Genomic DNA, 24228 nt, shown 5'->3' with positions numbered 1-24228 from the left:
CACCAAGGGGAACAAGCGATAGCGCGTTAGTCTAGGCAAGTGTACATTTTGATAAGACCTGAAATATTGGTGGGAAAACTATGTCGAGAAAAACTTGACACATACGGCTTTGTTCATTGATTTGCGTTATTCGTTTATTTTGTGTAGAATCCATACTAGAAGTCCTCCTTCGGTACTTAATTCGAGGTCATGCATGACACTCTCTATCGTACCAGGAGGGCTTTTTTTATGCATTTGGCAGATTCGTTGATTTTCCTTCCTATTTTCTTATTACAGGAATGCTCCTATTATTTTTTAGCTAACATCAAAAAAGCCATCTGTCGGTTAATACCGATCAAATGACGTTTTAAGTGTATTTATTGGTTTTGTAATAAAGGTTTATAATTCTATAAAAACATGTAGTCTGTTTTGATTACTATTGTTTTTCCAATAATGAATTTCTATAATTAGTTGGCGAGACTCCCTGATGTCTTTTAAACTTTACAGAGAATTGAGTACTGTCACTATACCCAACTTCTAAGGCAATATCTGTTATTGATAATTCTTTAAAGAAAAATAACCTTTTGGCTTCTTCCATTCTTAGTTCGTGTATATAATTTAAGGGAGTTTTTCCCTTTATTTCTTTAAAACTACGTTGTATATAGTAGGGATTTTTATTCAAAATATTACCTAGCAATTTTAAAGTTATCTTTTCTTTATAGTGTTCTTGTATATATTTCAGTACATCTTTTGTGATTTCCTCTTTATATCCTAGCCAATCCATTTGATTTGACTTACATCTAGTACAAGGTCTGAATCCTTCGTTAATAGCTGAATTTAAATCTTTATAGATAATGACATGTTTTGGGTTAGGAGTTCTAGCTGTACAAGAAGGACGACACACTGTTTTGGTTGTCGATAAGGCATAATAAAACATACCATCATATTTTTCATCGTTATTTTTGATTGCTTTCCATTGTTCCTTGTTCAATTCAATCTCTCCTTCTAAATTCGGAGTCAATATCTATAATGCTATATTTTAAAAGTTCATGTACAGTTAAAACAAAAGGTCGGTTGTGCACATCTACCTCCATTATGTGAAGGAGATTATTATATGAATTTTATTGAAAAATTTCAATCCGTAGTGATTTTGATAGCTGTAGGAGTAGGACTATTTTTAGGACAGTATAGTATCTTTGAAAAGAATGCAGAAACTTTTATTCTTCCATTTTTATTATTCATGCTGTATGGGTTATTTTTAACTATTCCATTACAAAACCTTAAAGCTGCTTTAAAAAACGTAAAATTCTTAGGTACAAGTACTGTACTTAATTTTGTATGGACACCAATGTTAGCATGGGGATTAGGAGCAATTTTTTTATCTGATCATCCAGCTTTATGGCTCGGTTTTATTTTATTTCTTGTTACTCCATGTACAGATTGGTATTTAATCTTTACATCCATTGCGAGAGGGAATATGTCTCTTTCCACATCGGTATTACCAGTTAACTTAATTTTGCAAGTTATGTTGCTGCCGGCTTATTTATTCATTTTTGCAGGCACAATGGAGACAGTTGGGTTATCCACTATAATAGAAAGTGTCATCTTTGTCTTATTTGTCCCATTTTTACTAGCCAATATAACACGTTATTTATTTAATAAGAAGAAGGCATTCTTAGAAAAGAAATTAATTCCATTTTTTTCCTTATCACAAATTGTATTTTTGTGTTTAGCTATTGTAGCAATGTTTGCCTCGCAAGGCTATTATTTAATAAATAATTTGGAAGTGATCTTTTTAATCCTTATTCCACTTTTACTATTTTTCATAATAAACTTTTTTGTTGCTCAAACGGTAGGAAAAGTATTTAAGTTTAGCTATGAAGATACAGTAAGTTTAAATATGACAACTATTGCAAGAAATTCACCTGTTGCTTTAGCAATAGTAGTAACAGCTTTCCCAGACCAACCACTAATTGCTCTTGCACTTATAATTGGTCCCTTAATAGAATTACCAGTATTGGCGATAGTATCTCAAAGTTTATTGAGAATTAGAAAACTAGTAAAGTAAATGTTCTTTAGTTTAATGTAAGAATAATCTCCTTTCGAGGTTCTATATTTTCTTATCTCATCTTTCTATTTATTAAATTGCATAAAAAGAGAGAACCGATAGCAAAGAAAGTTCACATTAAATCACTTGATTTCTCATTAGATAATCACACTTAAAACGTCATTTGAACGGTATTTACCGACAGATGACGTTTTAGGTGTGATTATAGATATATGTAATTTTCTTTACATCTATTCAAATCTATAGCTTTTACTGACCTTAAGTTACTGCCTATATATACATGTTATAATTAATAGCAAATTTAACTATAATGAAAGTTTCCTTAATTTGCTCATAATAATATCTCGATAGTTTTTGCTTTTACATTTCTTGCTGCTGAATTTTTTCAGCTATATATTTTGCATCATCACTAACACCATATAGAAGGGCTGAGCTTCTTTTACTCTGCCAGCTTAGCCCTATGAAATACAATCCAACTACATTAGTAACACCAAAACAGTGTAACGGTCTCCCGTGACTACTTAAAGCTCCTTCGATTTGTATCCATGAATAATCATTGCGATAACCAGTTGCCCATATCACATTTTGAACCTGTTTAGATATACCATTATTAAAGCATGCCTTACCTTCTTTAATTTCTATTAGCCTGCCTACGATTTCTACATTTTTTTTAACCGTTTTATAGTCATTTCCTATTAACGGCTCTCTTTCCCTTAATATTTTTCCTATAAAAGAATTTGGCTTTGCCCGACCAATTCGGAATTTTTCTAACCACCAAAAGAGACTTCTTCCAGCAATAACCTGAGGAACACTTTTCATTGGTTTACTTTGGGACAATGTAACCTGATGTGTTTTATTTAATTCCGCCGCAATTTGAACGCCTGTATTACCTGCACCTATGATTAAAACATTACCTTTAGGTATTTGGGAAGGGTTACGATATTTAGAAGCATGGATATCAAAACTTGCTGTACCATCATGAATGTTTGGAACAAAAGGATTGTAAAAAGCTCCAGTGGCAACAACTATTTGTTTAGCTTTATACGTTTTACTTTGAGTGATTACTGAGAACTTTTTCTCCCCATTTTTTGATAGTTTTATGACTTTTTCATTATGAACTATCGGCAAGTCATTCTTTATTCTAAATACGTTTAAGTAATCTGCCATTTCATTTTTATCTGGAAAGCCTTTTGGATCTCCTCGAACATGAAACCCATGTAATTGGCTGTAATTCCTAGGAGTAAATAAGCGTAATGAATCATAACGTTTTCGCCAAGAAATGCCCGTTTGCTCATTCTCATCAATAATTATAAAACTTACATTTTTCTGTTTTAGCGAATATCCCATAGCTAACCCTGCTTGCCCTCCACCAATTACAATAACTTCATATTCCATTGAATATCTCCCTATAAGAAATATTTTTATCTTCTAATTTGAGAAAATCGAAAATAATGCGCTGAAGGTGCCATTCTCCATCATAATATAAATCCCTAAACCTATGAAAACAATCGGGACAATCCAGCGTTCATATTTCTCAATTTTCTCTGAGATATATTTCATAGATGCCATTTGATAGCTGACATAACATAAGACCCCCACCATGATGAAAAAGACGAGACTGACAACTGCAATTTCAACTATATTTAATGTTGTAAAATACGGAATATAAATGGAAAAGTCATCAGCACTAGAAGCTAATACAATAAAGGTGACAGTTAGAAATAGTTGATTAAATCGTTCAGATGATAAAAGAGATAAAATGTTGCTCTCATCTGAATCTTCCTCACCCTTAAGCCATACTTTTATACCTAAATATATTGGTAATAGTCCAAGCAAGCCTATAACCCACTGTTGTGGAATAAAGTTTGCACCGAAAGCTGCCAACAAACTTATCAATATAATGATTGCTGTACCTAAATATTGCCCTACAATGATATGCTTTGTTTGCTTTTGTTTAACTGACTGCGTAAACAAAAGCATTAAAATAATTAAATAATCAATTCCTGTCGCTATATAAACTACAATAGCAGATAAGACTGTTGTACCCATTAGCATGCACCCGCTTAATTTTAAATATAATCTTGAAGGGCTCCCGATGTATAGAGAGCTCTGTTCATTTTATTCTTTTACCCTCATAAGCCTCAATCCATTTAAAGCAACTAAAAGGGTTGCTCCCATATCAGATAGAATGGCAATCCACAGAGTTAACCAACCCGGAATAACCAACAGTAAGGCCACTATTTTAATAGCAATAGCAAAGGTAATGTTCGCTTTGATGATATTTAGTGTTTTACGACTGAGTTTAACAGTAAACGGAAGCTTTCTTAAATCATCACCCATAAGAGCAACATCTGCCGTTTCAAGTGCTGTATCTGTACCAGCACCGCCCATTGCTATTCCAACTGAAGAAGCTGCTAATGCTGGGGCATCATTGACACCATCACCAACCATGGCTACATTACCATACTCCGCTCTCAATTGTTTAATATAGTCCAATTTATCCTGCGGCATTAATTCTGCTTGAATATCAGATACGCCTACGTGTGTACCGATTGCATCAGCAGTACCTTTATTATCACCAGTCAACATAATTGTCTTTTTGAGACCTAACTGATGTAACTTTTGAATCACATGTTTGCTGGTTTCACGTACTTCATCAGCAACTGCAATAACGGCAAGTATATTTTCTTCCGTTCCAATAATCATGGCCGTTTTCCCTTGATTTTGAAGATTTTTAACCTTATCTTCAAAATCTTGGCTAAAATCAGGAACAAATAATTCCTTGAAGAGTTTTGGGCTTCCTATATAATAGGTTGTTCCTTTTACAATTCCTTTTATACCCCGGCCTGTAATAGAAGAAAAGTCTGTTACACTTATATCTGAGTACGGGATATTTTCTTGCTCTGCTTTTTTCATAATTGCTGAAGCAAGAGGGTGTTGCGAACGGTATTCAAGCGCTGTAATGATGGAAAGCAGCTCTTTCTCTTCTACCTGTTTATTTAATAAGTTAAAATCTGTTACAACGGGAACGCCTTTCGTGAGTGTTCCTGTTTTATCAAATGCAATGGCTTTTAATCCGCCTATTTCTTCTAAGTAGACACCGCCTTTGACCAGAACACCTTTTTTTGCAGCATTGCCGATTGCTGAAACAATCGAAATGGGAGTCGAAATAACCAACGCACAAGGACATCCAACAACCAGCGTGGCTAGACCTAGGTACACCCAGTTCCCCCAACTTCCATCAAAGAATAAAGGCGGCACGATAGCTACTAATGCTGCAATAACCATAATGCTTGGCGTATAATATTTAGCAAATTTATCCACAAAAGCTTGAGACGGCGCACGTTCTCCTTGCGCTTCCTCCACTAAATGGATAATTTTTGATATCGTTGTGTCTTCAACAAGCTTTGTAATTTTGACCTCAAGCAGCCCTTCTTCATTAAGCGTTCCTGCAAATACTTCATCGTCAACGGCTTTTTCAACAGGAACCGATTCGCCTGTTATCGCTGCTTGGTTAATAGACGAATATCCATTTACAATGACACCATCCATAGCAATTTTTTGCCCTGGTTTAACAAGCATAATATCCCCAATTGCAATATCATTTACATGAATAGTTATTTCTTGTCCATTCCGTCTGACAATAGCTTCCTTTGGTGCAATATCCATTAATGAATGGATGGATTGCCTTGCTCTATCCATGGAAAACCGTTCCAGCGCTTCACTAATAGCAAAGAGTATAACGACAATGGCAACCTCCGCCCATTCCCCAATAATGACACCACCGATTACAGCAACTGTCATGAGGGTTCTCATGTCAAACTGGAATCGAATTAAGTTTTGCAAACCCACTCTAAACAGCGATAATCCGCCTACTAACATAGATGTGATAAATAACAATGCTGTAACGATATTTTCATTTCCGTTTACAAACATAGAAAGGAAACCGAAAGCCATAAATAAGGTCGAGTACAGTAATGTACTATGTTTTTTATAAAATGGAATTTTTTCCTCCTTATCAAGCTCTTCACTTTTTGGGTCTTTCCCTCCATATTCAGCAGTCACCTTAAGATTTTCAAAAGCTCCTGCTTTTTCTAGATCCTCTGTTGTTGCTTCCCCGTAAACGGAAATTTTAGAGGCTCCAAAGTTTACTTTGGCCTCTTGTACACCTTCTAATGCTTTTACGTTATCTTCAAAGGTTTGGGCACAGCTTGCACAACTAAACCCTTGCACACGATAAGTGCTCATTGTTTCTTTCGGTAATGATTCAGACATTTGCTTCCACTTCCTTCTTCTGAACCAGCGTAATGGCCATTAATTGTTTAATTTGTTCATTCTCCAATGAATAAAATGCTAATTTTCCTTCCTTGCGATATGTCACAATTTCTTGTTTATGAAGAGTTCGTAAATGATGAGAAGCTGTAGCTATCGAAGAACCAATAATGTTGGCGATGTCACATACACATAACTCGTCCTCTTGACATAGAGCATAGGAAATCTTTGCTCTATTTTCATCTGCAAGTATTTTAAATAATCGAGAAATACTATAAATATCATGTTGTAGCAAATCTTCTTGTATTCGATTGACTTTTTCTTCGTCATAACAAAAAATTTCACACATATCTTTATTACTCATTTTCTTCACTCCATTACATTCAAATGTTTATTTGATTATAGTATAGTCCTTTTCTTCTAATCATTCAAGTATTTATTTGAATATCATGAAGGATAAATTTCTTTCAATTATTAAATCTTGGAATATGAGTTTCCTACCCAACCAAAATAAGTATTGATAATTTGCTTTATGACTCCTCACAAATGGCATATTTATTTACATTAGAATAAATCATTGATTTTAAGTAATTAAGATGTTAAGAAAATATATGAAATTTGGTTGTATAAAGCGATCACCACTTGTCTAGTACCAAACAGAGCAAGTGATGATCGCTTATACATTTTTTCATACTCTTTATACAAAATTTCTTTTATTTCTATATTACTATGCTCGACCATCAGAATCCTCTAATCGTCCAATTTCATTCATTATTGCCCGTTTTTCTAGTTCTAATTGGTCAATTATCTTAATTAATTCAGGAATAGCATGATCTACCGTATATAGATCATCTGCCATTAGGCAATAGGTGACTTTAATTAATTTTTCTTCTATTTCTGCAAAATATAACTTTCGATTTAACTGATGAGCAAGTAGATTCCTTTCTGTTTTTTTAAATAACATCAAATCCTTACTATTTTTTAATCATACATTGTGAAAAAATGTTTAATCAATTATACTGTGCCCTCTAGTATAAAGTCAGCACTTAAGGAGATTTTGATATAACCACACTCTATAATCTATAGACAACAATTTAGTGTTAAAAAACTATCCATTCACTAAACTTCATGGTGAGCATTTAAATCTGATAATAACAAATGGCAATCATCACCTATTTATTGTAGATTGAACAGGTAGTGATTCTTTATACTTTCCGGCTAAAAATCTTCTTATTCAACAACCATCCAGTTAGAATCTTTCTCTAATGTGAGGTCATATTGTGAAAGTTGTGTTGCTTTTGTGGTATTATCCAAATACTTTACAGTAACCCATACTTTAATTTGATTATCTTGTTCTTGAAATACTGGATTTACAAGCTCAGAAAACGTATAATCTTTTTCAATGGCTGGTAAGGCATTGTTCTTCACATAATAAGCAAGTTCTTGATTCGTTGCTGTTGGGTAAGAGGAAAAGAACGTCACTAAAAACTCCATGACTTCTTCTGCCGTTTCTGATTCTACCGTTCCATCACTTTCCACTTGTTCTGGTGTAAAATTAGATTTTTCGGGCTTATTCCACAGAGTAGGGTTTTGCGTAATGACCAGATTCTTTTGTTCATCTTGATAGAGTACAATACGATAAGTTGAACTTGTTAATGAGCTGTCTTTATCTTCCATGATTTCTTGCTGTACGGAATAAATGACGGAAAACGTATTTTCTGTTTCTTCCGTTATTGACCACATATTTATATCTTTTACAGTAGAACTAGTAGGAATATCCTCTCGAATCATATCACTATTTAAAGCTTGCAATTCTTCGGTTAAATAATCTTTCAATTTTTCGGTTCGTTCTTCCAATGCTTCAGTTTCATTTTCCCAAGAATAGTAGTCTGTTACAAAGTTTCTTGTAAAACTTTCAATGGCAGTTGTATCTTGAATACGGCTTTCTATAATTTCTCTTTCATGGATCGTATGCTGGTCAATCGCTGTAAAGTTTTTGTAGATCCCAAACGCAAGACTACTAAGAAGCAATATCCATAAAAACAACACGGATTTTTTTCGTTTCCCAATCGTTCTTACTTTTATCTTTTTCGTTTTCTTCGGGTTTTTTTGCTTTTCTTTTATACTAAAAGGCAGCTTCATGTTATCCCAACCTTTCCTTAGTTTTTGATACGTCCAGCACCTACTAGATGTTCTTGCCAGTAAGAAGATGTTAAATCCGCATAACCGATCGGATTCCCCGCATGGAACATTTGATTGTTTCCAACATAAATTCCATTATGCGTAATGTAGTTGGCGGTGTTGTAAGTCGAATGGAAAAATACTAAATCTCCTGGCTTTGCTTCTGATAGAGGGATGTGTTCTGTAGCTTCATACTGTTCTTGAGCGGTACGAGGTAAATTAATTCCTGCTTCACGGAAAATCCATTGTATAAGTCCACTACAATCAAATGAAGTATCAGGATGAGCCCCACCAAAAACATATGGGAAACCCTCATATTTTAAGGCTTCTTCCATCACCAGTCGAAAGGTATCATCATCAAAGGACGGCGTTTCACGAAGATAAGGTTGAAGTAAATCTAAATAAAACATATTGCCATAGCCGTACCTCCAACCACCGTTTTTCTCTATCGCAATGGGGTTAGAGTAGCTGACTTTCTTTCCTCCTGATCGCTCTTTCGCAAAGCTTTCAGCTAGATCAAAAGTGTAAGAGTTTCCTCGTCCTGCCACATAATCAATAAAAGCCCCGCCATAGTTATAAGCTTGAAGTACGGTCGAATCATCGACACCTTTTGTATCTGCTGACTGCAATAAGTTCGCAAGGTATTTCGTTCCCTGTTTAATAGAAGCTTCCGTATCTAACGTGTTCGGTGGTAATCCTAATGATTCACTTGATTGCATAACATCCTCGGCATTACCACCACTTTCAACAGCAATAATCGCAAGTAAAATCGGCACATAGTCGCTGATTCCATATTCATTTGCGTATTTTTCCACCATTGGTTGATGAGCCAGCACATCTTTGGATAGAGATACATTTTGCCAATCATTTGGTGAACCTAAATCCATGGAAGAATCAAAATCTCCTGCTTCATCGGAAATAAAGATAGCAACAAAGGCAAGTAATCCTAAGAATGCCAAGAAACCTATCCCACCGATAATCAGCATGATTTTAAGCTTTAAGAATGTCATGATTTTTTCCTCCTAACGGTTTGTCTCTGGCGTGGAGGTTTCACTTTTTGACGTGTTCGTTTTCTAGGAAGGACAGGTCGCTTAATCACCTGTTGTTCTTTTCCTTTCGATGTTTGTTTCGGCAGTCGGGTAGGGTGTGTTCTTTGACTTTGCTTCTTTCTTTTTGTGGATACTTGATAAGGCTGATTCACTTTTCTATTTTGATTCTGTAATCTTTGAATTTTTTCTTTTTGCACAGGCACTTGTTTTCTTTTATGACTTTCAGGATTCAGACTTTCTTTCGGCTTCATTTTCTGTTTCTCTTTTGTGAATGAGGAAGGAGAATTCTTTTGTACCGTAGGCTTATTGGAGTAAGCAGTGATATTTTTCTTCTTTTTATCCAAAGCTTGTCGTCTTTCCGCAATCGTCTTTCGATGTTTACTTGTGCGTTCGGTGTTTTCACGTTGTCGCTGCTCTTTGGCTTGTGACACTCCTTGTTTAAAATCCTTGCCTGGCCGTTGAATTTTTTCTTTTCCTTGAGCCAAAGCGTATTTCGTTGTGGTTGGTAAATCTTTGATTTGCTGTTTTCTGTGGTTGATATTCGCTCGTACACGATTTTTCGTGTCTAACACTTTTCCAGTGGTTTGTCCGATCTTTTGACTAAATGATTTTCGCTCCTGATTAGGTTTCTCTGTTTTGTTTGACCGCATAGAGTGCAGACTTTGTATAGGTCGACGGAGAGAGAAAGAATGTTGTGTTTTTCCTGATTTACTCATCATTTTGCCAACGGTTGCTCCAGCCGTTACACCTGTTAACGTACGACTAATGGAACGTTGTAACCTTCGACCACTGCGATAGGCCATCTGTTTCGGGCGACGCATAACGCTCCGTCCAACTTGTTGGGTGTCGCTGCTTTGTAAACGAAACATACTCATGATGTCGCCAAGCTTCATATAAATCCCTGCAAAAGTCACAATTTGCAGAAAAGCAATTAAGAAAAACGGATAGGAGCTGGTTAAGCTATACAGCATGGACGAAATACTAAAAGCTATCGTTATCACGAGTGTGATTCCAGCACGCAGCATAATCACGTTAAACAGTTTTAAAATGGCCTGTTTACCCATGTTTTCAAAAGTCGGTATCATGGAAAGCAGAAAACTAATAGGTAGAAATGTCGCAAACACAATAAATAGAAGTTGGGAGAAAATCATCATCCCCGATAAAAGAAATACAAATATGGAAATCCCGATATTAAATATAAACAAGAAAAAAACCATCCCTAAGCGAGTAGTCGTTTTGGTAATGGTCAAATTTTTATTATCGTGATCCTCAATTTCTGCTTGCACGGCTGCTTCTCGATCTTCTCCATTGTTTGTATCAGGACTGATGGAAACTAAAGCGTCCACTCGTTCTTCTCCAATCGCTTCTTTGTCCGAGTTATCAAACTGCAATAATAACCATGGTTGCTCCACTTGAATGGAAAAAAGGTTATTTCGAATCATATCGACACTATCACTTCCTTGACTGTTGGAGTTAGGCATAAGAATGTTTGTACCTAAGTCAAGTGCTGCTTCACTTACATCTGCGGAAAAATCATTAATTTTTGTAATATAGGTTGGGGCAAACGCAATAAAAGCCGCTGATACGATAAACACCACTAGGAAATTCAAAATAGCACGAAAAGCCTTTGTTGTTTCTCGTTTCATGAGACCTGTATAGGTAACATAAATTCCAACAATCAATACAAAGAGAAGAAGGAAACCAACATAAAAACCTTCTGTTCCAAAACCTTGTGCAGTAACTCCAGCCAATGTTTGCATATTCTGTCCGATGGCGGTTGCTGTTTCAGAAATAAAATCAAGAGAATACGCTTGTTGTACTAAATAACCAGTGGCATTGGAAAGATATAAATTGATAATCCAAATAAAATTGGTGATCGTGTACAGTCCGTACATGACTTGTTTTCCGATTCCATCATCCCAATTCCACGGCAGCCAATCCCACCCCGAATCCACAAAAAAATCTAACTGATAATGGTCGAGTGGATACAAGGAATAAAGATTGTCCTCTGATACCGTATCATCAACTAATCCAGCAGCCTGTGTTACAGTAAACAGGGAAAGAAACAATAAAAAAATGACCGCACCAATGAGTACCGTCATCCATACAATCTTTTTCAGTTTTGGTTTGTTCATCTTATCACTGCCTTTCTAGGACAGGTGGTCGAGTGTCGAAAGCGTCAAATAAATCTTCAAACACAGGATGAACCTGAATAATCCCAACTCGTCCATATAAATCTTGCATAAGGCATTGTCCATTTTCCAATTCTCTTAATCGACGTTGATTGGCTTCATCTTCCGCGTCCACGCCAAAAAATTGCAGCGTTTTTTTAATTTCTGTACTATCCCTGGAACGAAACGCAAATTTCACACCAATATTATTCTTCAATTTTTCGTCTGTTAGATCGTCAGCGTTCTGGGTAACAAAGTACACACCTGCATTCATGGAGCGGCCAGCACGTACCAGTTTATTAGAAAGTGTTTTCCCTTGTGCCACTTGTAAAAAGCTCCAGGCCTCATCAACATCTACAATTTTAAAAATACTGCGATCAGAGTGAATGAAGTCTAAGGCAAATGTAGAAATAATAATTAACATGGCGACACTCAACAATTCCATTGTCGTGTATTCTTCAAAGTTGGTTTCCGCGTCAGGCAATACTAAATCTGCCACCTGTATAATATTGAGCTGTTTTTCTAAGCTGATAGAATTTTGAACCGTTCCGTCTGAAAAGAGAAGGTGGGCAAAGTCATAATCGGTAAAACTTTCGATATGATCTGCAATAGTGGAAGCAAGCGGATTTGGATCACTCCTTAGTTCATGAATCACCAGCATTAAGCCGCGTTCCTCTTGTTGACCGATTGCTCGAATAGCTCGTCGTAAGACAGGAAACTTATCACCATCCCGACTGGAAATACCCGTTAAGAAGGTAAGAATATCAATCGCTAAACTTTCCGAATCCTTCTTATTTTTCATAATGACAAACGGGTCAAGCAGCCCTTGATTGCTTTCTTCACTGGTTAAATTAACGATATTAATTTCATCAGCAATATCAGGTAAAGCTTCTTTCCAGCCGCCACGTTCGCCCTTAGGGTCGACAACCAATGCTTGACCACCAAAAAGAACGGCATAGTATACCAGTAAGTTATTGGAGAACGATTTTCCACCACCAAGTGAACCTAAAAAAGCAGAGGCCAAAGCGTTCGTGACAGAGCCTTTTACACCTTGACTAGCGAGACTAGGATTGAGATAGACATTTCTTCCCGTATCTAAGTTGTACCCAAAATAAATGCCTTCATTTTCTCCTAACATTTGCGTTGCACCAAATCCAAGGCCAGCTAAAAAATCCGAAGTGACATACTGTACATAGTCGGAGATATAGCGTTTACTGGCAGGAATAAATTCACCATGTAAACCCAACATATCGCCAAATGGGCGAACAAGTTTTACATTTAAGTCATCATAAAAATCTTTGACTTCATTACAGCGTTGTTTGAGTTCATCCAAACTAGAAGCAGATACCCGAATGACATAGCTTAACTTATACATGGATTCTTTCGTCTGATCGAGGACATCCTCTAATTCATTGACTTGTTCCAAAGCTTCCAACACGTTATTTCCCGTTTCATTATCTGAATCCATCGCATGGTTATCTAAATCCTTTAATTCCTTTTTCTTATTGCGTACGGTTGATAATGCTTTTTTATTGGTGACTATCTCGACATGCATAGAGGTGTCGATTGGAAACGTGAATTGTTGTTGCTGATAGTAAAAGATTTCATCACTGGGAAATTCCAAATCACCAACAATGGAATTAATGGTAAAGTAAGCAACATAAGTTGTTGTATCTTCCTGTTCCAACTTGATGTAACGCTGTTTTTCTGTAATCAGACAGCGTGTGGGTTTAATGAGGTCATAACGTTTGACGTAAGTTTCTTTTTCACCTTTCTCATAAGAGAGGTTATAACTGTAATCTTCAAAGGCAATACCCGTTTGTCCGTGTAAGTGTTCGATTAAATACCCCATGTCATTTTTCGTTAAAGGCCGAACCTTAAAACGCTTAGTGATTTTATTTTGTAATAATTGTTCCATTTTTAGAAAACGAGCAACTTCACTATGTGGCATAGAAACAAAATCACCCATTAAATGATGATTCACGTCTCGAACAAAGGTTGAGAGAGACGCCGTTACTGATTCTCCCATCGATTTCATACTGACTTCTTCTTCATTCAACAAAAGCTTAAATCCAATAAAGAAACGATAATCGACTTGATGTTCTCCAATCATGGAAACAAGGGCTTCTGTTTGATCGTCAATTCGATTGTAAGCTGCTTCTTGCAGCCTTCCTGTTACAAGTTCTTTACTTCGTTCTTGTACCGAACGAATACTGCTCTCGGTGCTTATCTGTAAGGCATGGATTTTTCCATCTTGATTTTGGGCAATGAGTTGACGAAAGTGTTCGTGTACTTGCATTTTTTCATCTTCAGATAAGAAGGAATAGTTGTATGGCAATAATTCGTAATAAGCAAATGCTTCTCCATCATGATTAAAAACAAGGTTATTTTCGATATATTTAATTGGATAACTCATACGATTTTCCCTCTTACCGCTGTAATGGTTTCATTGACCGATTGTTTTTTAAATTTGACTGGCTTGTTTGCATAGGTCACTTTAGGGCGAAACCAATACGTGATAACAGACTTTAGGAAACCATAAGGTTTTTTGCCGTCAAAGCTCTTTTTACTCATAAACCATGTCAACGCTACTGGAACACCAACATATTTTAATAGTACTCCATCAATCAAAGAGAGGGGAGGAAGGTTTCCAAGTAACATAACGGCCAAAAGAGAAAGCACAAACCAAGTCATCTGCGAAAAAGTGACAGGAAAGGGCAAACGAAAATCGTTGATCGCATAAATGACTTTTTCCACCGACCAAATTCGTGTGTAGCTCTTTAATTTTTTCACGTCTTAACATCCTTTCCAAAGAAAAAAGCAGCCTGTGTCTAAACAAGCTGCCTTTCTATTTATTGCTTATATTCAAAGATTCCATGGGAGGTAACAAGAAAATCACCATTGATTTCAAGATCACGTCCGTATGAACTGTAATCAAAATAGTATTGTAAACTGGGATCTACACCACTAAGCATTCCAGTTTCCTCTATATAATACCGAGCTACATCTTCCATACTTTCACAATCAGAGTAACATTCAATAGCATCTTGATGTTCCAATAATTCTTCGACGCTATTAAACCAATAACTCTGTATTTCGGAGAGAGCGTCATACAAGGGAGTGCCTTCAATTTCCTGTACCATTTCACATAAACGATTGATTTCGGAAATCGGCGTGTACTCATGGATTTCAAACGGCAATTCAAAGTCGTGTATGGCGTATTCTTCATATTCACCGTTTAACCCAATTCGTTCTTTTACTTCCTCTACATCAATAGGTGGCGTAAACCAAGCACCAACCGTTTCTCCTTCATTATATTTTCCGAGGTTTGCTATATACACTTGCATTTCCATGTTTTAAAGCCTCCTAACAAAAGAAAAACAGCCTGTTAGTACAAGCTGCTTTTCCATTTATTTTAGATATTCAAATATACCATTGGCAGTCACAAGAAAATTGCCATGAATCTCAAAATCTCGCCCAATAGCTTGATAATCAATATAGTCTTCAAGATTAAAAGGGACTTCTGCAAATAGACGGGTTATACCTGATTCTTCCATCCAAAATTTCGCTATATCTATTAAATCGGTACAATCAGGGTAATAAAGGATTTTATACTGATTTTCAAGTAATTCTTCTAAGCTATTAAACCAATGTTTTTGTACTTCGGGAAGAGCGTCGTATAAGGGGGAACCTTCCATTTCTTGCACCATTCCGCATAAACGATTGATTTCAGAAACAGGTGTGGATTCGTCTATTTCAAAGGGTAAATCATAATCAAAAATGGCATATTCTTTGTATTCCCCGTCCAAACCTATACGTTCTTTCATTTCCTCCAAATCAATAGGTGGTTCAAACCAAGATCCTCTGATTTGATCCTCCTTATATCTATCAAGATTCACAATAAAAACTTGCATTCTCATGGAAATTCACCTCTTTTCTAAAAAAGAATCATAAAAAAAGCACCAGCAAGGTGTTTACTGGTACATCACATAAACTTATTTATCCCTTCCGCGCTACCGCTTGGATCACCATTTGTCTGCAGAACATAAGGAAAGCACTTATCTTCCACAGACAAACGGTACAATTTAAGCCCCTATTATCCTGTTAAATAGGTTTAATAACACATCTTTTACACCTGAAGCGTTAAAGACTAGTCCAACAGCAACGAGAGCAATAATCAGAAAACCTATCAATTTGGAAAACTCACGCTTAAATCCTAAATAAATGCCAATCACAACAATAGCCATTAACACTAAGGATTGTGCGTTGTCCAAAAACCAGTTATAAATATTCTGCCCGAAATTCATTTGACTGTCTCCTTTCTATTTTTCATCATTTTTAGTGGACGGAAGGCGAATCGCTTTCTCTACAGGAACAGTTTGTTGCAAAAGTATCTTTTGATGACGGTCCGATAACTCTGCTTGTGCTAACATATCTTTGATGACAGTGGTTTGATTGATTTCATCCACTTCTGTTGCTAACTTCCAAGTAGGAGCAACCTGATGAGCTAACCATCTCAACGTTTTATCAAATGTGTACGGTTCTGGTTTTGTCGTTAAAGAAATTTTTCGATTCACACCTAAATCCAAAAAGCGTTGCCAATCTGCATTCATTTTCCAACTGCTCCGCCGTTTTTTCTCATCCTTATCTACAAAACGAATGTAACGGTTAATGATGGAGAAGGCGGTTTTTCCTGCGTCCTCATAAGTCATTAAGTCAACAATCGCATGGTAGGCTCGATCATTTTTAAGTCGAATTTCAAAACGATTTTTCACCTCGGTGTCCTCGATAGACGTACCAAATTTCACATACTGCTCATAATCTTTTTCATAGATACTAAAATATACGTCGCTTTTTAACGAACCGATATATAAGGTATGACCCATGTCAGGTTTATCTTCTGCATGAACTAGTTCACCCGAACGATAGCTTTTAAAATTGCGAAATACCGTGACACATTCTTCATTTCTGCATTTTTGAGTGAGAAAGGGGATATCCAAAATTCCTGTCTTATCATTAATGGCAAGGTCAATTCGCTTAAAGACACCACCCACACGAAACACTTCCATAAAAAAATCAAACCATGTGCGTTGTTGGGCTAAAAGGAAATTTTCAAATTGACGACAACCTTTCCCTTTTAGTTCAAGCAGACATCCTTTGTCCTCGTCAGGAGATACCATTACCACAATATCTCCATAGACATATTGCTCAAAGTACGAGTAAAAAGCAAAATCTTCATGAAGCATATAACTCTTTTTTAACTGCAAAATATCTTCAATCACTGGTGTAGGATTCGTTGTTAAAAATCGAATTCGCACATAGTCAAATAATATCTCCAAAGGTGCTTCTGGGTTAAACTGTTCTAAAATATCAAACAAAGTAGTTTGAATAGCTTCTGAAGGTGTCACTTTTCCTGTCTCAATTTCACTTAGATATTGTCTTGAAATCCCAACGTGTATCGCCAATTTATTTTGGGATACGCCATATTCCAATCTCTTTTCTCTTAATACGTGATACCAAGGCATTTGATACACTTGCATTCCTCCTAACTAAAAAAAAGATGTCAACTTTGACTTAAAAGCTGACATCTTTGTGATATATCCCTAACCGTTGTGCCATCAGGCTTTATTGGCTTTTGGAACAGTTTTCAATTGTTTTTCTACCCCCCTGTTAGATAAGGGGGGTTAAAGCGTGGCTGTCGCCACGCAGGCTTAACCCAGCACAGCGCCTTTCGCTTCGCACGGCGCCGCACTGGGCAGCCTTTAGTTTGTGAGTTTACCTATTTCTTTTAGGAAGTCATGTCCTTTAGGGACAAATGGTGTGTAAAATTCAGAGATCACATTATCTCCTTTATCTACATAGCCGCGTCCTTTGATTTGTTTAAGAAAAAATTGCTTTTGCACATCTGACCCAAAAAGCATTCCGTACCCCAGTTCTGATATACGCCCTAAACCTACCCTGAAATTAAATTGGTCACGAATCCCATCCCCAAGGTATTTTGCGTCTGGTCTTTGACAAGCAAGAATTAAGAAGAAGCCTGACTGCCTACCCAACATAACAATCTGTTTCAGTTTACTCATGACTTTGACGCTTTCTTTCCCGACCATTTCCATAAATGAGGTGTACTCGTCAAAGATTAAAAAACGGGCTGGCAAGCCTAAATAGGCATAGTTTTCACCAGTCTTATAATTTGGCATTTGCTTCATTTCTTCGTTCCGTTTCATCATGTCTTCATAGAACTGATCAATACAAGCTGTCATATCTTCCTTTTTGTAGTACACGTCAGGCATAACGGTAGCTAAGTCTGCCAAATCAGCATTTTTAGGATCTAGGATATATAGTTTTGCGTCTGTTTTGAGTAGAGCTTCAATCAGTGTCAGAATAAAATAGCTTTTTCCGCCACCTGTACCGCCAGCGATCAACATATGCGGTAACTTATCATACTCCCAATAAAAAGACTCCATTAATTTTAAACTTCCATCCTGTGCGATAACCTCATCAATGGAAATGCGGTTCGCAATCATATCATAGAAAAGCGTGTACTCCACGTAGGAATCACGTAATTCCTTCGATACCAATTCACAATACAAACCGCTTTCCAGTTTGGTTTCTAAATTTAATAATGGTTCTTGAAACTTGCCAAGTGTAATCTCTACTTGAATGTAAAACAAACCCTTTTCAAACCGATAATAGATTTTCGGAAAATGACTGATTTTCTCCTTTGATTTATTAGATGGGATATCCTTAAAGAAGCTCTCTTGCGTGACTTGTTTTGTTTCGTACCAGCTGTTTTCTAAAACCATTTTAGCAAGTTTTTGACGATGAATAAGCTGTTTGAAGTGGTTATAGCAATAACGATAATAAACAAAAGCACAAGCTGCCGTTAAAACGAGACTAATACACAACGCCACTAATCCATACTTGCTAATAAAATGTGCTTGTAGTTCTTCAAGTTCCCATGTTGTAGACAATAAAAAAGATAAGTGAAAAGGGAGGAAGAATAGAAGCCATATACCAACCAGCGATATAAACACAAATTGAAAAACGAGAGAAGCGTCTTTTTCTCTAATACGTTTCCCTCGTTTTTTGAAAGGTTTCATTCTTATTTATCCTTATTAGGTGGTGTTTTTGATGGTTTTTCTCCAATAGTTGAAGTTGCTTTTCCTTTTAACACGATGTCATCGGCTTTTATATACCAATCGACATCCGCACCACGAAAGGTAGCATTGGCGACCGTATCCGCAATAGGGTTCATAATTTCTACTTCTGCATTATAATCAAACTCTTTTAATGGAACAGAAGCAGGAAGACTTACTTGTATCATGCGTCCTTGTTCCCTGGACTTTAAATCATACGTGCGTTCCTTTACCTCTGTAGAAACAGTACCATCTTCATTTTGAAGGAACACTTCGCGTCGTAAAGCAGAAAATTTCAATACCCCAAATGTTTTTTCCTTATCAATCACAATTCCTTGTGCTAATCTCATGTGATATTCCTCCTTATATGTTGACTATGTTATGCTTTGACGATGTTGTCAGCATGTAGTATATAATTTGTAAAACCACGATCACCGATTTTATAGCCTTCTGCGGTAATACGTGCATTCACCAGTTTTACTTTGTCCTCATGTTCAAAGAATTTTTCCCCAGCTTCATTCGGGAGAACAACCTCAATATCATCTGCCCGTTGAATATCGGAATACAGATTATAACTGCGGGATAATGTTGTCATACGTCCATTAATCCGTCGTTGTTCTACTTTTCCTTCTCCTGCATATTCTAAGTTTCCAAATGTTTTCTCCATATTTGGGATGACATATTTTAGTTCCATAATAATGACCTCTTTTCTTTATTATTTTATTTCTTAAATACATAACAAAAACGATAAAAGCGGAGGAGAACGTGAATAATAAATAATCATATCAAATGACCTCCTGTCACTTCATTTTCTTAACCAAATACTTGTTCTCTGTATTCTTTTTATACAGAAAGAATTCTATAAAAGAATCTTTAAGCTACATAAATTAACTATCTTGAAGCATTTCTTTATATTTTTGAATATCTATTGTGTCTTCTAAATCGCAAAGACGGCTATCCAATCCTCTTTGTACATCTTCTTCTGAATGACCTGCTGCTCTTAAATCCTTTTCTATTTCTGCCTTTACATTATCATCAAGTACACAAATAAAAGTTGTGATATTCATAATCATTCTCCTTTTATAATTAAAAACGATAATCAACACGTCCGTATATTACACACCAAAAAACAATCATGGATTCCCCTTTTTTATCACGCACTAATTTTCCATGAAGAAAAAACGGATACTCTTCAATCTCAACCTCATTCAGCACAAAATGGTCATCAATCCATTCCATGACCTTATCTTCGTATATTTCTTCCTCTTTCAAAGACATCATGTTCCTTCTCCTTTCCTGCGTCTTTATCCATTAAAAAAGCATGTCAGATGACCATAATCCAACAAGCTAAGAAATTAATTATCTATAAACTTTCTGCAACACCAGCCATAATATATTCGGCACATGGTACAGCAATTGAATTTCCAAGTGCTTTATATCTGGCATAATCGCTGATTGCTTTTTCTTGTTCTCCAAAAGCTGTCCAGCCTTCGGGCAATCCCATCAAACGTTCACATTCCAATGGAGTAAGCTGCCGAATAAAACCTTCTTTTTCTTTCCCTTCATACCAAAACGAAAAAAGATTAACGGAACCAGCTAGCATTGTTGGAAAAGGGTCATCTGTCTTTCCGAAACTTCCAATGAATCCTGTTTCGTTTTTTTCTTTTGCGGCACTTCGCATACGTCTTTCTTGAAAGGGTCGGATGATGGGTATGTTCCTCCTTGTTTCTTTAACAGGTATTCCACAGGAGCCGGCGGAGGACAGCCTGTTTTTTCCGCAAGACGCAGGAAACGATTGCAAATCACGGGCTTTAAATAATATTTCTTTGGCACGGTTTCCTCTAAAATCTGCCACGAGGAAGATACGTCTTCTTCTTTGAGCGAGAGTGGGCTTTCCCCAATATCGGGCGTCCAACAATCGCCAACAGACATCAACGTTGTTCCCTCGAACCATTCCGGCGTTTGCCCATCCTCCAGAAGTAGGCATTGGAATTTTGGAACCTGTGAAAGATTCCAGCACGGCTTTAAAATCCATCCTGTTATTTGATGAAAAAGCTCCCATGACGTTTTCCCAAACAGCGATAACTGGATAGACACCATTCGTTGCACACCTCATTTCTTCAATAATTCGTAATGCTTGATAAAATAAGTTGGATTTACTTCCAGCAAGGCCTTCTCGCTTACCAATGTTAGATAAATCCTGACAAGGAGAACCAAAGGTAATGATATGAACAGGTGGTATTTCTCCACCATCTATTTTTGTAATATCTCCAAGATGAAGCATATTAGGAAAATGACGTTTCGTAATTGCAATTGGTGCCTTCTCAACTTCACTTGCCCAAACAGGTTTCACTCCATAAAAAGAAGCAGCTAAAGGAAATACACCGATTCCATCAAATAAACTTCCTAACGTAAGAAGTTTCATATCAATCACAACCTTTATTTCATTTATTAGAGGTTCATTTTTTATAAGAAAATCAATAAATTCTCAAAAATAATTTCCAATTTTGACATAAAAAAATAGACGTTCATTTTTCTGAACGCCTAAAATTTTTAAACTTACTTATTATGGAATTTTTATTTTGTTGTGTCTCCATATACCAGATTGATTCCCACTGAAACATCAACATGGGTTTTTAGCACTTTTTTTCGTCCATTTTGACCATCTGGCACAAATTGGTAATGCTTGTGAAACACCGTCATACTAAGGATTTCGACGTATTCTTCCGTTGTATCGAAACTATAACCTCCACGTGCCCCGTATTCGGAAACATATCCACCGGCTGTACTTCCTTCGTCTCATAACCGCCGTCCTCTAAAATACGCAAATCCCTTGCCAGTGTCGAAGGATTACAGGAAACATAAACAATCCGCTTCGGCTTCATCTCCATCATCGCATCCAAAAATTCGGGATCACAGCCCTTTCTCGGAGGATCGACAACAATCACATCTGGATCTAAGCCTTCCTTCTTCCACTTAGGCATCACTTTTTCAGCCTGTCCAACAGTAAACTCTGCGTTATCTATTCCGCTATGCGCTGCATTTTTCTTTGCATCTTCAATGGCTTCTGGAACAACCTCGATTCCATATACTTTTTTTGCTTTTTGGGCAAGGAAGAGCGAGATTGTACCTATTCCGCAGTATGCATCGATTACTACATCATTTTCATCAATAGCTGCATACTCCAGAGCTTTATCATATAGCACCTTTGTCTGAACAGGGTTTACTTGATAAAAGGACTTCGGCGAAATCGCAAAGGTTAAATCGCCTATCGTATCGTGGATATAAGCTGCTCCCCACAATACGTTTGTCTTCTTCCCTAAAATTACATTCGTGCGCTGGTCATTGATATTCTGCACAATCGAACGGATAAATGGAAACTTCTTTGTCAGTTCTTCGATGATTCGCTCTTTGCCGGGAAGCTTGGCTGTACGCGTTACAAAAACAACCATCATTTCTCCTGTAAAATGGCCTGTCCGTATCATAATATGACGCAGCTCGCCTCGATGTGTTTCTTCATTATAAGCCTGGACACCATATTTATTCATTAAGTGCCGAACAAATGGCAGCACCTCATTCATTGCATGGCTGTGCACATGACAGGTATCTTGATTTTGCAGAATCCGGTGGCTTCTTTTCTGATAGTAGCCTGTGATTAATTCACCGTTTTTTTCATCGACAGGAATTTGTATCTTATTTCGGTAATGAGAAGGGTCTTCCATCCCAATGATTGGATGTACGGGAACATGCTCCAGATGCGCTACTTTTTTCATCACATTATGGACCTGATTCTGTTTCATTTGTAATTGAAGGGCATAGCTCATATGCTGGAGCTGGCAGCCTCCACAATATACATGACAGGTTGGATCCACACGTTCCGGACTGGTTTTCTTCAGCTCTAACAGCTTCCCAAAACCATATTTTTTATTTGCTTTGACCACTTTAATAACGGCTTCTTCTCCCGGTAAGGTCTTCGGAATAAACAAAGGATAGCCGTCCACTTTTCCTACGCCGCTTCCTTCATGGGTAATATCTTCAATTGTAATAGTCAATTGTTCATTTTTTTGAACAGGGGTATTTCCTGTTGTTTTTGCCATTGTCATCTTCCTCTATTTCCGTAATCACTTTAATTCACCTTATTTTATCACAGGCTTTTAACAAACAACAACTGTTCCTATGCTCAAGGAGACAGGAGCAAACAAAAAAGCCTCTAAAACAACTTCATGTGGTTTAGAGACCTTTATTTTTATTCCAGCTCTTCTTGATGCTCGATGAAATCTGCTGGAACCATAAACTCGATATGTTCCTGAAGATTGATGAATTCTCCCGGCAGCATGCCACCGTATTCCCCATCAATATTCAGCTGCATTTTATCCTCATTCGTCACTTTAACACGCTTTGCCTGTGTATAGATGATGTTTTTACTTTTTAAGTGTTCCCCGCGAAGGGCAAGTGATGCAATTTGAATAAATTCTGCAAGATTTGTTTTCTTTAAAATGAGAACATCAAAGTACCCATCATTTAAACGAGCATCGGGAGCAAGCTTTTCAAAACCGCCGACGGAATTCGTATTAGAGATTAGAAATAGCATGATATCTTCTTCCAGTACATGTTCATCGTACTCAATTCTGACATGTGCCGGCTTTAAAGAAGGAAGCATCTCAATGCCTTTCATATAATATGCTAATTGACCTAACATTGTTTTTAATTTGCTCGGGACATCATATGTTAATTCTGTCAGTTTTCCTCCGCCGGCAATATTAATAAAATAATGCTCGTTGACTTTTCCAATATCTAATTTCAGCGAATTGCCTTCTAAGATAACATCTACAGCTTTATTAATATCTCTGGGAATTTGAAGTGCTCTGGCAAAATCATTTGTTGTTCCAGCAGGCAATATCCCTAACTTTGGCCGATATTCCTGTTCGGCTACGCCATGTACGACCTCATTGATCGTACCATCGCCGCCAGCCGCAACAATTAAGTCATAGCCTCTTTCTACAGCAGTTCTTGCAGCGTCGATAGCATCCCCTTCACATGTTGTCGCATGTGCGGAAGTTTCATAGCCGGCAGTTTCCAGCTTTTCTAAAATATTGGGTAATGCTTTTTTGATTGCTTCACGTCCCGAAGTTGGGTTATAAATGATTCGGGCCTTCTCCATGTTCTTTCCTCCCCATACGGTCCATCTTGCAATTGCTTCTTTACAGACACGTATTATATAAAGTATAACTTCATTCTTTGCTTTTCTTCTCCTTAGATGAAAGGAAACCTAGAGAACCTCACAACATTCCACAGCAAATATTTACTATACGTATTACAGAACGGTGATATTCACTGAAATCTCTCTCAAAATAGATACATAATAAAAAGCA

The 24228-nt window shown here is 36.9% G+C and carries 24 protein-coding genes; 1 reads left to right on the top strand and 23 read right to left on the bottom strand.

The features are described from left to right. Nucleotides 1–415: 415 nt before the first annotated feature. Nucleotides 416–970: an Ada metal-binding domain-containing protein gene (locus ACFO3P_RS10870; protein ID WP_078059879.1), complete on the bottom strand. Its 555-nt coding sequence runs from the start codon at nt 968–970 to the stop codon at nt 416–418. Nucleotides 971–1093: 123 nt separating this feature from the next. On the opposite strand from ACFO3P_RS10870, the gene ACFO3P_RS10865 reads away from it, so the two are divergent. Further along, nucleotides 1094–2047 carry an arsenic resistance protein gene (locus tag ACFO3P_RS10865; protein ID WP_066186218.1) on the top strand — a complete coding sequence of 318 codons (954 nt, stop codon included), beginning with the start codon at nt 1094–1096 and terminating at the stop codon, nt 2045–2047. Nucleotides 2048–2407: 360 nt separating this feature from the next. Here the strand turns inward: ACFO3P_RS10865 and ACFO3P_RS10860 are convergent, their stop codons facing one another. The 22 genes from ACFO3P_RS10860 to ACFO3P_RS10755 all read right to left on the bottom strand — a co-directional run bounded on the left by ACFO3P_RS10860 (nt 2408) and on the right by ACFO3P_RS10755 (nt 24017). Beyond that, nucleotides 2408–3442 carry a flavin-containing monooxygenase gene (locus ACFO3P_RS10860; protein ID WP_042533115.1) on the bottom strand — a complete coding sequence of 345 codons (1035 nt, stop codon included), beginning with the start codon at nt 3440–3442 and terminating at the stop codon, nt 2408–2410. Nucleotides 3443–3475: 33 nt separating this feature from the next. Continuing rightward, nucleotides 3476–4096, bottom strand: coding sequence for a CadD family cadmium resistance transporter (locus tag ACFO3P_RS10855; RefSeq protein WP_042533113.1), 621 nt, complete (start codon nt 4094–4096; stop codon nt 3476–3478). A 69-nt stretch (nt 4097–4165) separates the two neighbouring features. Continuing rightward, entirely contained in the window at nt 4166–6322 is a 2157-nt protein-coding gene (locus ACFO3P_RS10850; protein WP_042533111.1) for a heavy metal translocating P-type ATPase, read from the bottom strand. Continuing rightward, nucleotides 6315–6683, bottom strand: a complete 369-nt coding sequence (locus tag ACFO3P_RS10845) for an ArsR/SmtB family transcription factor (RefSeq protein WP_042533109.1) — start codon at nt 6681–6683, stop codon at nt 6315–6317. The genes ACFO3P_RS10850 and ACFO3P_RS10845 overlap by 8 nt, the downstream gene beginning before the upstream one ends. 363 nt (nt 6684–7046) lie before the next feature. Next, the gene (locus ACFO3P_RS10840; RefSeq protein WP_042533107.1) at nt 7047–7283 is read right to left on the bottom strand and encodes a hypothetical protein; all 237 of its coding nucleotides are present in this window, start codon (nt 7281–7283) and stop codon (nt 7047–7049) included. Between the two features lie 266 nt (nt 7284–7549). Then, nucleotides 7550–8461 carry a conjugal transfer protein gene (locus tag ACFO3P_RS10835; RefSeq protein ID WP_289584842.1) on the bottom strand — a complete coding sequence of 304 codons (912 nt, stop codon included), beginning with the start codon at nt 8459–8461 and terminating at the stop codon, nt 7550–7552. Between the two features lie 17 nt (nt 8462–8478). Further along, nucleotides 8479–9510, bottom strand: coding sequence for a bifunctional lytic transglycosylase/C40 family peptidase (locus ACFO3P_RS10830; protein WP_042533103.1), 1032 nt, complete (start codon nt 9508–9510; stop codon nt 8479–8481). Next, nucleotides 9507–11684, bottom strand: coding sequence for a CD3337/EF1877 family mobilome membrane protein (locus ACFO3P_RS10825; RefSeq protein WP_354005215.1), 2178 nt, complete (start codon nt 11682–11684; stop codon nt 9507–9509). Before ACFO3P_RS10825 ends, ACFO3P_RS10830 begins: the two co-directional genes overlap by 4 nt. 4 nt (nt 11685–11688) lie before the next feature. Continuing rightward, nucleotides 11689–14136 (bottom strand): conjugal transfer ATPase TcpF, encoded by a 2448-nt coding sequence (gene tcpF, locus ACFO3P_RS10820; RefSeq protein WP_042533098.1) that lies wholly within the window; start codon nt 14134–14136, stop codon nt 11689–11691. Then, nucleotides 14133–14513 carry a conjugal transfer protein gene (locus ACFO3P_RS10815; protein ID WP_042533096.1) on the bottom strand — a complete coding sequence of 127 codons (381 nt, stop codon included), beginning with the start codon at nt 14511–14513 and terminating at the stop codon, nt 14133–14135. The genes tcpF and ACFO3P_RS10815 overlap by 4 nt, the downstream gene beginning before the upstream one ends. A gap of 59 nt (nt 14514–14572) precedes the next feature. Then, nucleotides 14573–15073 carry an antirestriction protein ArdA gene (locus tag ACFO3P_RS10810; RefSeq protein WP_042533094.1) on the bottom strand — a complete coding sequence of 167 codons (501 nt, stop codon included), beginning with the start codon at nt 15071–15073 and terminating at the stop codon, nt 14573–14575. Nucleotides 15074–15130: 57 nt separating this feature from the next. Continuing rightward, nucleotides 15131–15640, bottom strand: coding sequence for an antirestriction protein ArdA (locus ACFO3P_RS10805; RefSeq protein ID WP_042533093.1), 510 nt, complete (start codon nt 15638–15640; stop codon nt 15131–15133). A 165-nt stretch (nt 15641–15805) separates the two neighbouring features. Next, nucleotides 15806–16027: a hypothetical protein gene (locus tag ACFO3P_RS10800; RefSeq protein WP_042533092.1), complete on the bottom strand. Its 222-nt coding sequence runs from the start codon at nt 16025–16027 to the stop codon at nt 15806–15808. A 15-nt stretch (nt 16028–16042) separates the two neighbouring features. Then, nucleotides 16043–17260: a MobT family relaxase gene (mobT, locus tag ACFO3P_RS10795; protein WP_042533091.1), complete on the bottom strand. Its 1218-nt coding sequence runs from the start codon at nt 17258–17260 to the stop codon at nt 16043–16045. Nucleotides 17261–17482: 222 nt separating this feature from the next. Then, the gene (locus ACFO3P_RS10790) at nt 17483–18820 is read right to left on the bottom strand and encodes an FtsK/SpoIIIE domain-containing protein (RefSeq protein WP_130860294.1); all 1338 of its coding nucleotides are present in this window, start codon (nt 18818–18820) and stop codon (nt 17483–17485) included. A 2-nt stretch (nt 18821–18822) separates the two neighbouring features. Beyond that, the gene (locus tag ACFO3P_RS10785) at nt 18823–19206 is read right to left on the bottom strand and encodes a YdcP family protein (RefSeq protein ID WP_066186230.1); all 384 of its coding nucleotides are present in this window, start codon (nt 19204–19206) and stop codon (nt 18823–18825) included. Between the two features lie 29 nt (nt 19207–19235). Beyond that, nucleotides 19236–19550 (bottom strand): YdcP family protein, encoded by a 315-nt coding sequence (locus ACFO3P_RS10780; protein ID WP_066186233.1) that lies wholly within the window; start codon nt 19548–19550, stop codon nt 19236–19238. A gap of 193 nt (nt 19551–19743) precedes the next feature. Beyond that, entirely contained in the window at nt 19744–19923 is a 180-nt protein-coding gene (locus tag ACFO3P_RS10775; protein ID WP_066186235.1) for a hypothetical protein, read from the bottom strand. A 19-nt stretch (nt 19924–19942) separates the two neighbouring features. Beyond that, nucleotides 19943–20137 (bottom strand): hypothetical protein, encoded by a 195-nt coding sequence (locus tag ACFO3P_RS10770; RefSeq protein WP_066186238.1) that lies wholly within the window; start codon nt 20135–20137, stop codon nt 19943–19945. Nucleotides 20138–20219: 82 nt separating this feature from the next. Further along, nucleotides 20220–21281: a DNA cytosine methyltransferase gene (locus tag ACFO3P_RS10765; RefSeq protein ID WP_066186241.1), complete on the bottom strand. Its 1062-nt coding sequence runs from the start codon at nt 21279–21281 to the stop codon at nt 20220–20222. A 274-nt stretch (nt 21282–21555) separates the two neighbouring features. Continuing rightward, nucleotides 21556–22953: a 23S rRNA (uracil(1939)-C(5))-methyltransferase RlmD gene (rlmD, locus tag ACFO3P_RS10760; protein ID WP_289584843.1), complete on the bottom strand. Its 1398-nt coding sequence runs from the start codon at nt 22951–22953 to the stop codon at nt 21556–21558. 149 nt (nt 22954–23102) lie between these two features. After that, entirely contained in the window at nt 23103–24017 is a 915-nt protein-coding gene (locus tag ACFO3P_RS10755; RefSeq protein WP_042533072.1) for a diacylglycerol kinase, read from the bottom strand. Nucleotides 24018–24228 lie beyond the last annotated feature (211 nt).

This window comes from Oceanobacillus aidingensis (assembly GCF_042654105.1).
Classification (GTDB): domain Bacteria; phylum Bacillota; class Bacilli; order Bacillales; family Amphibacillaceae; genus Oceanobacillus; species Oceanobacillus oncorhynchi.
The sequence above is the reverse complement of the archived record's forward strand: the minus strand, read 5'-3'. Positions and strand labels throughout refer to the sequence as shown.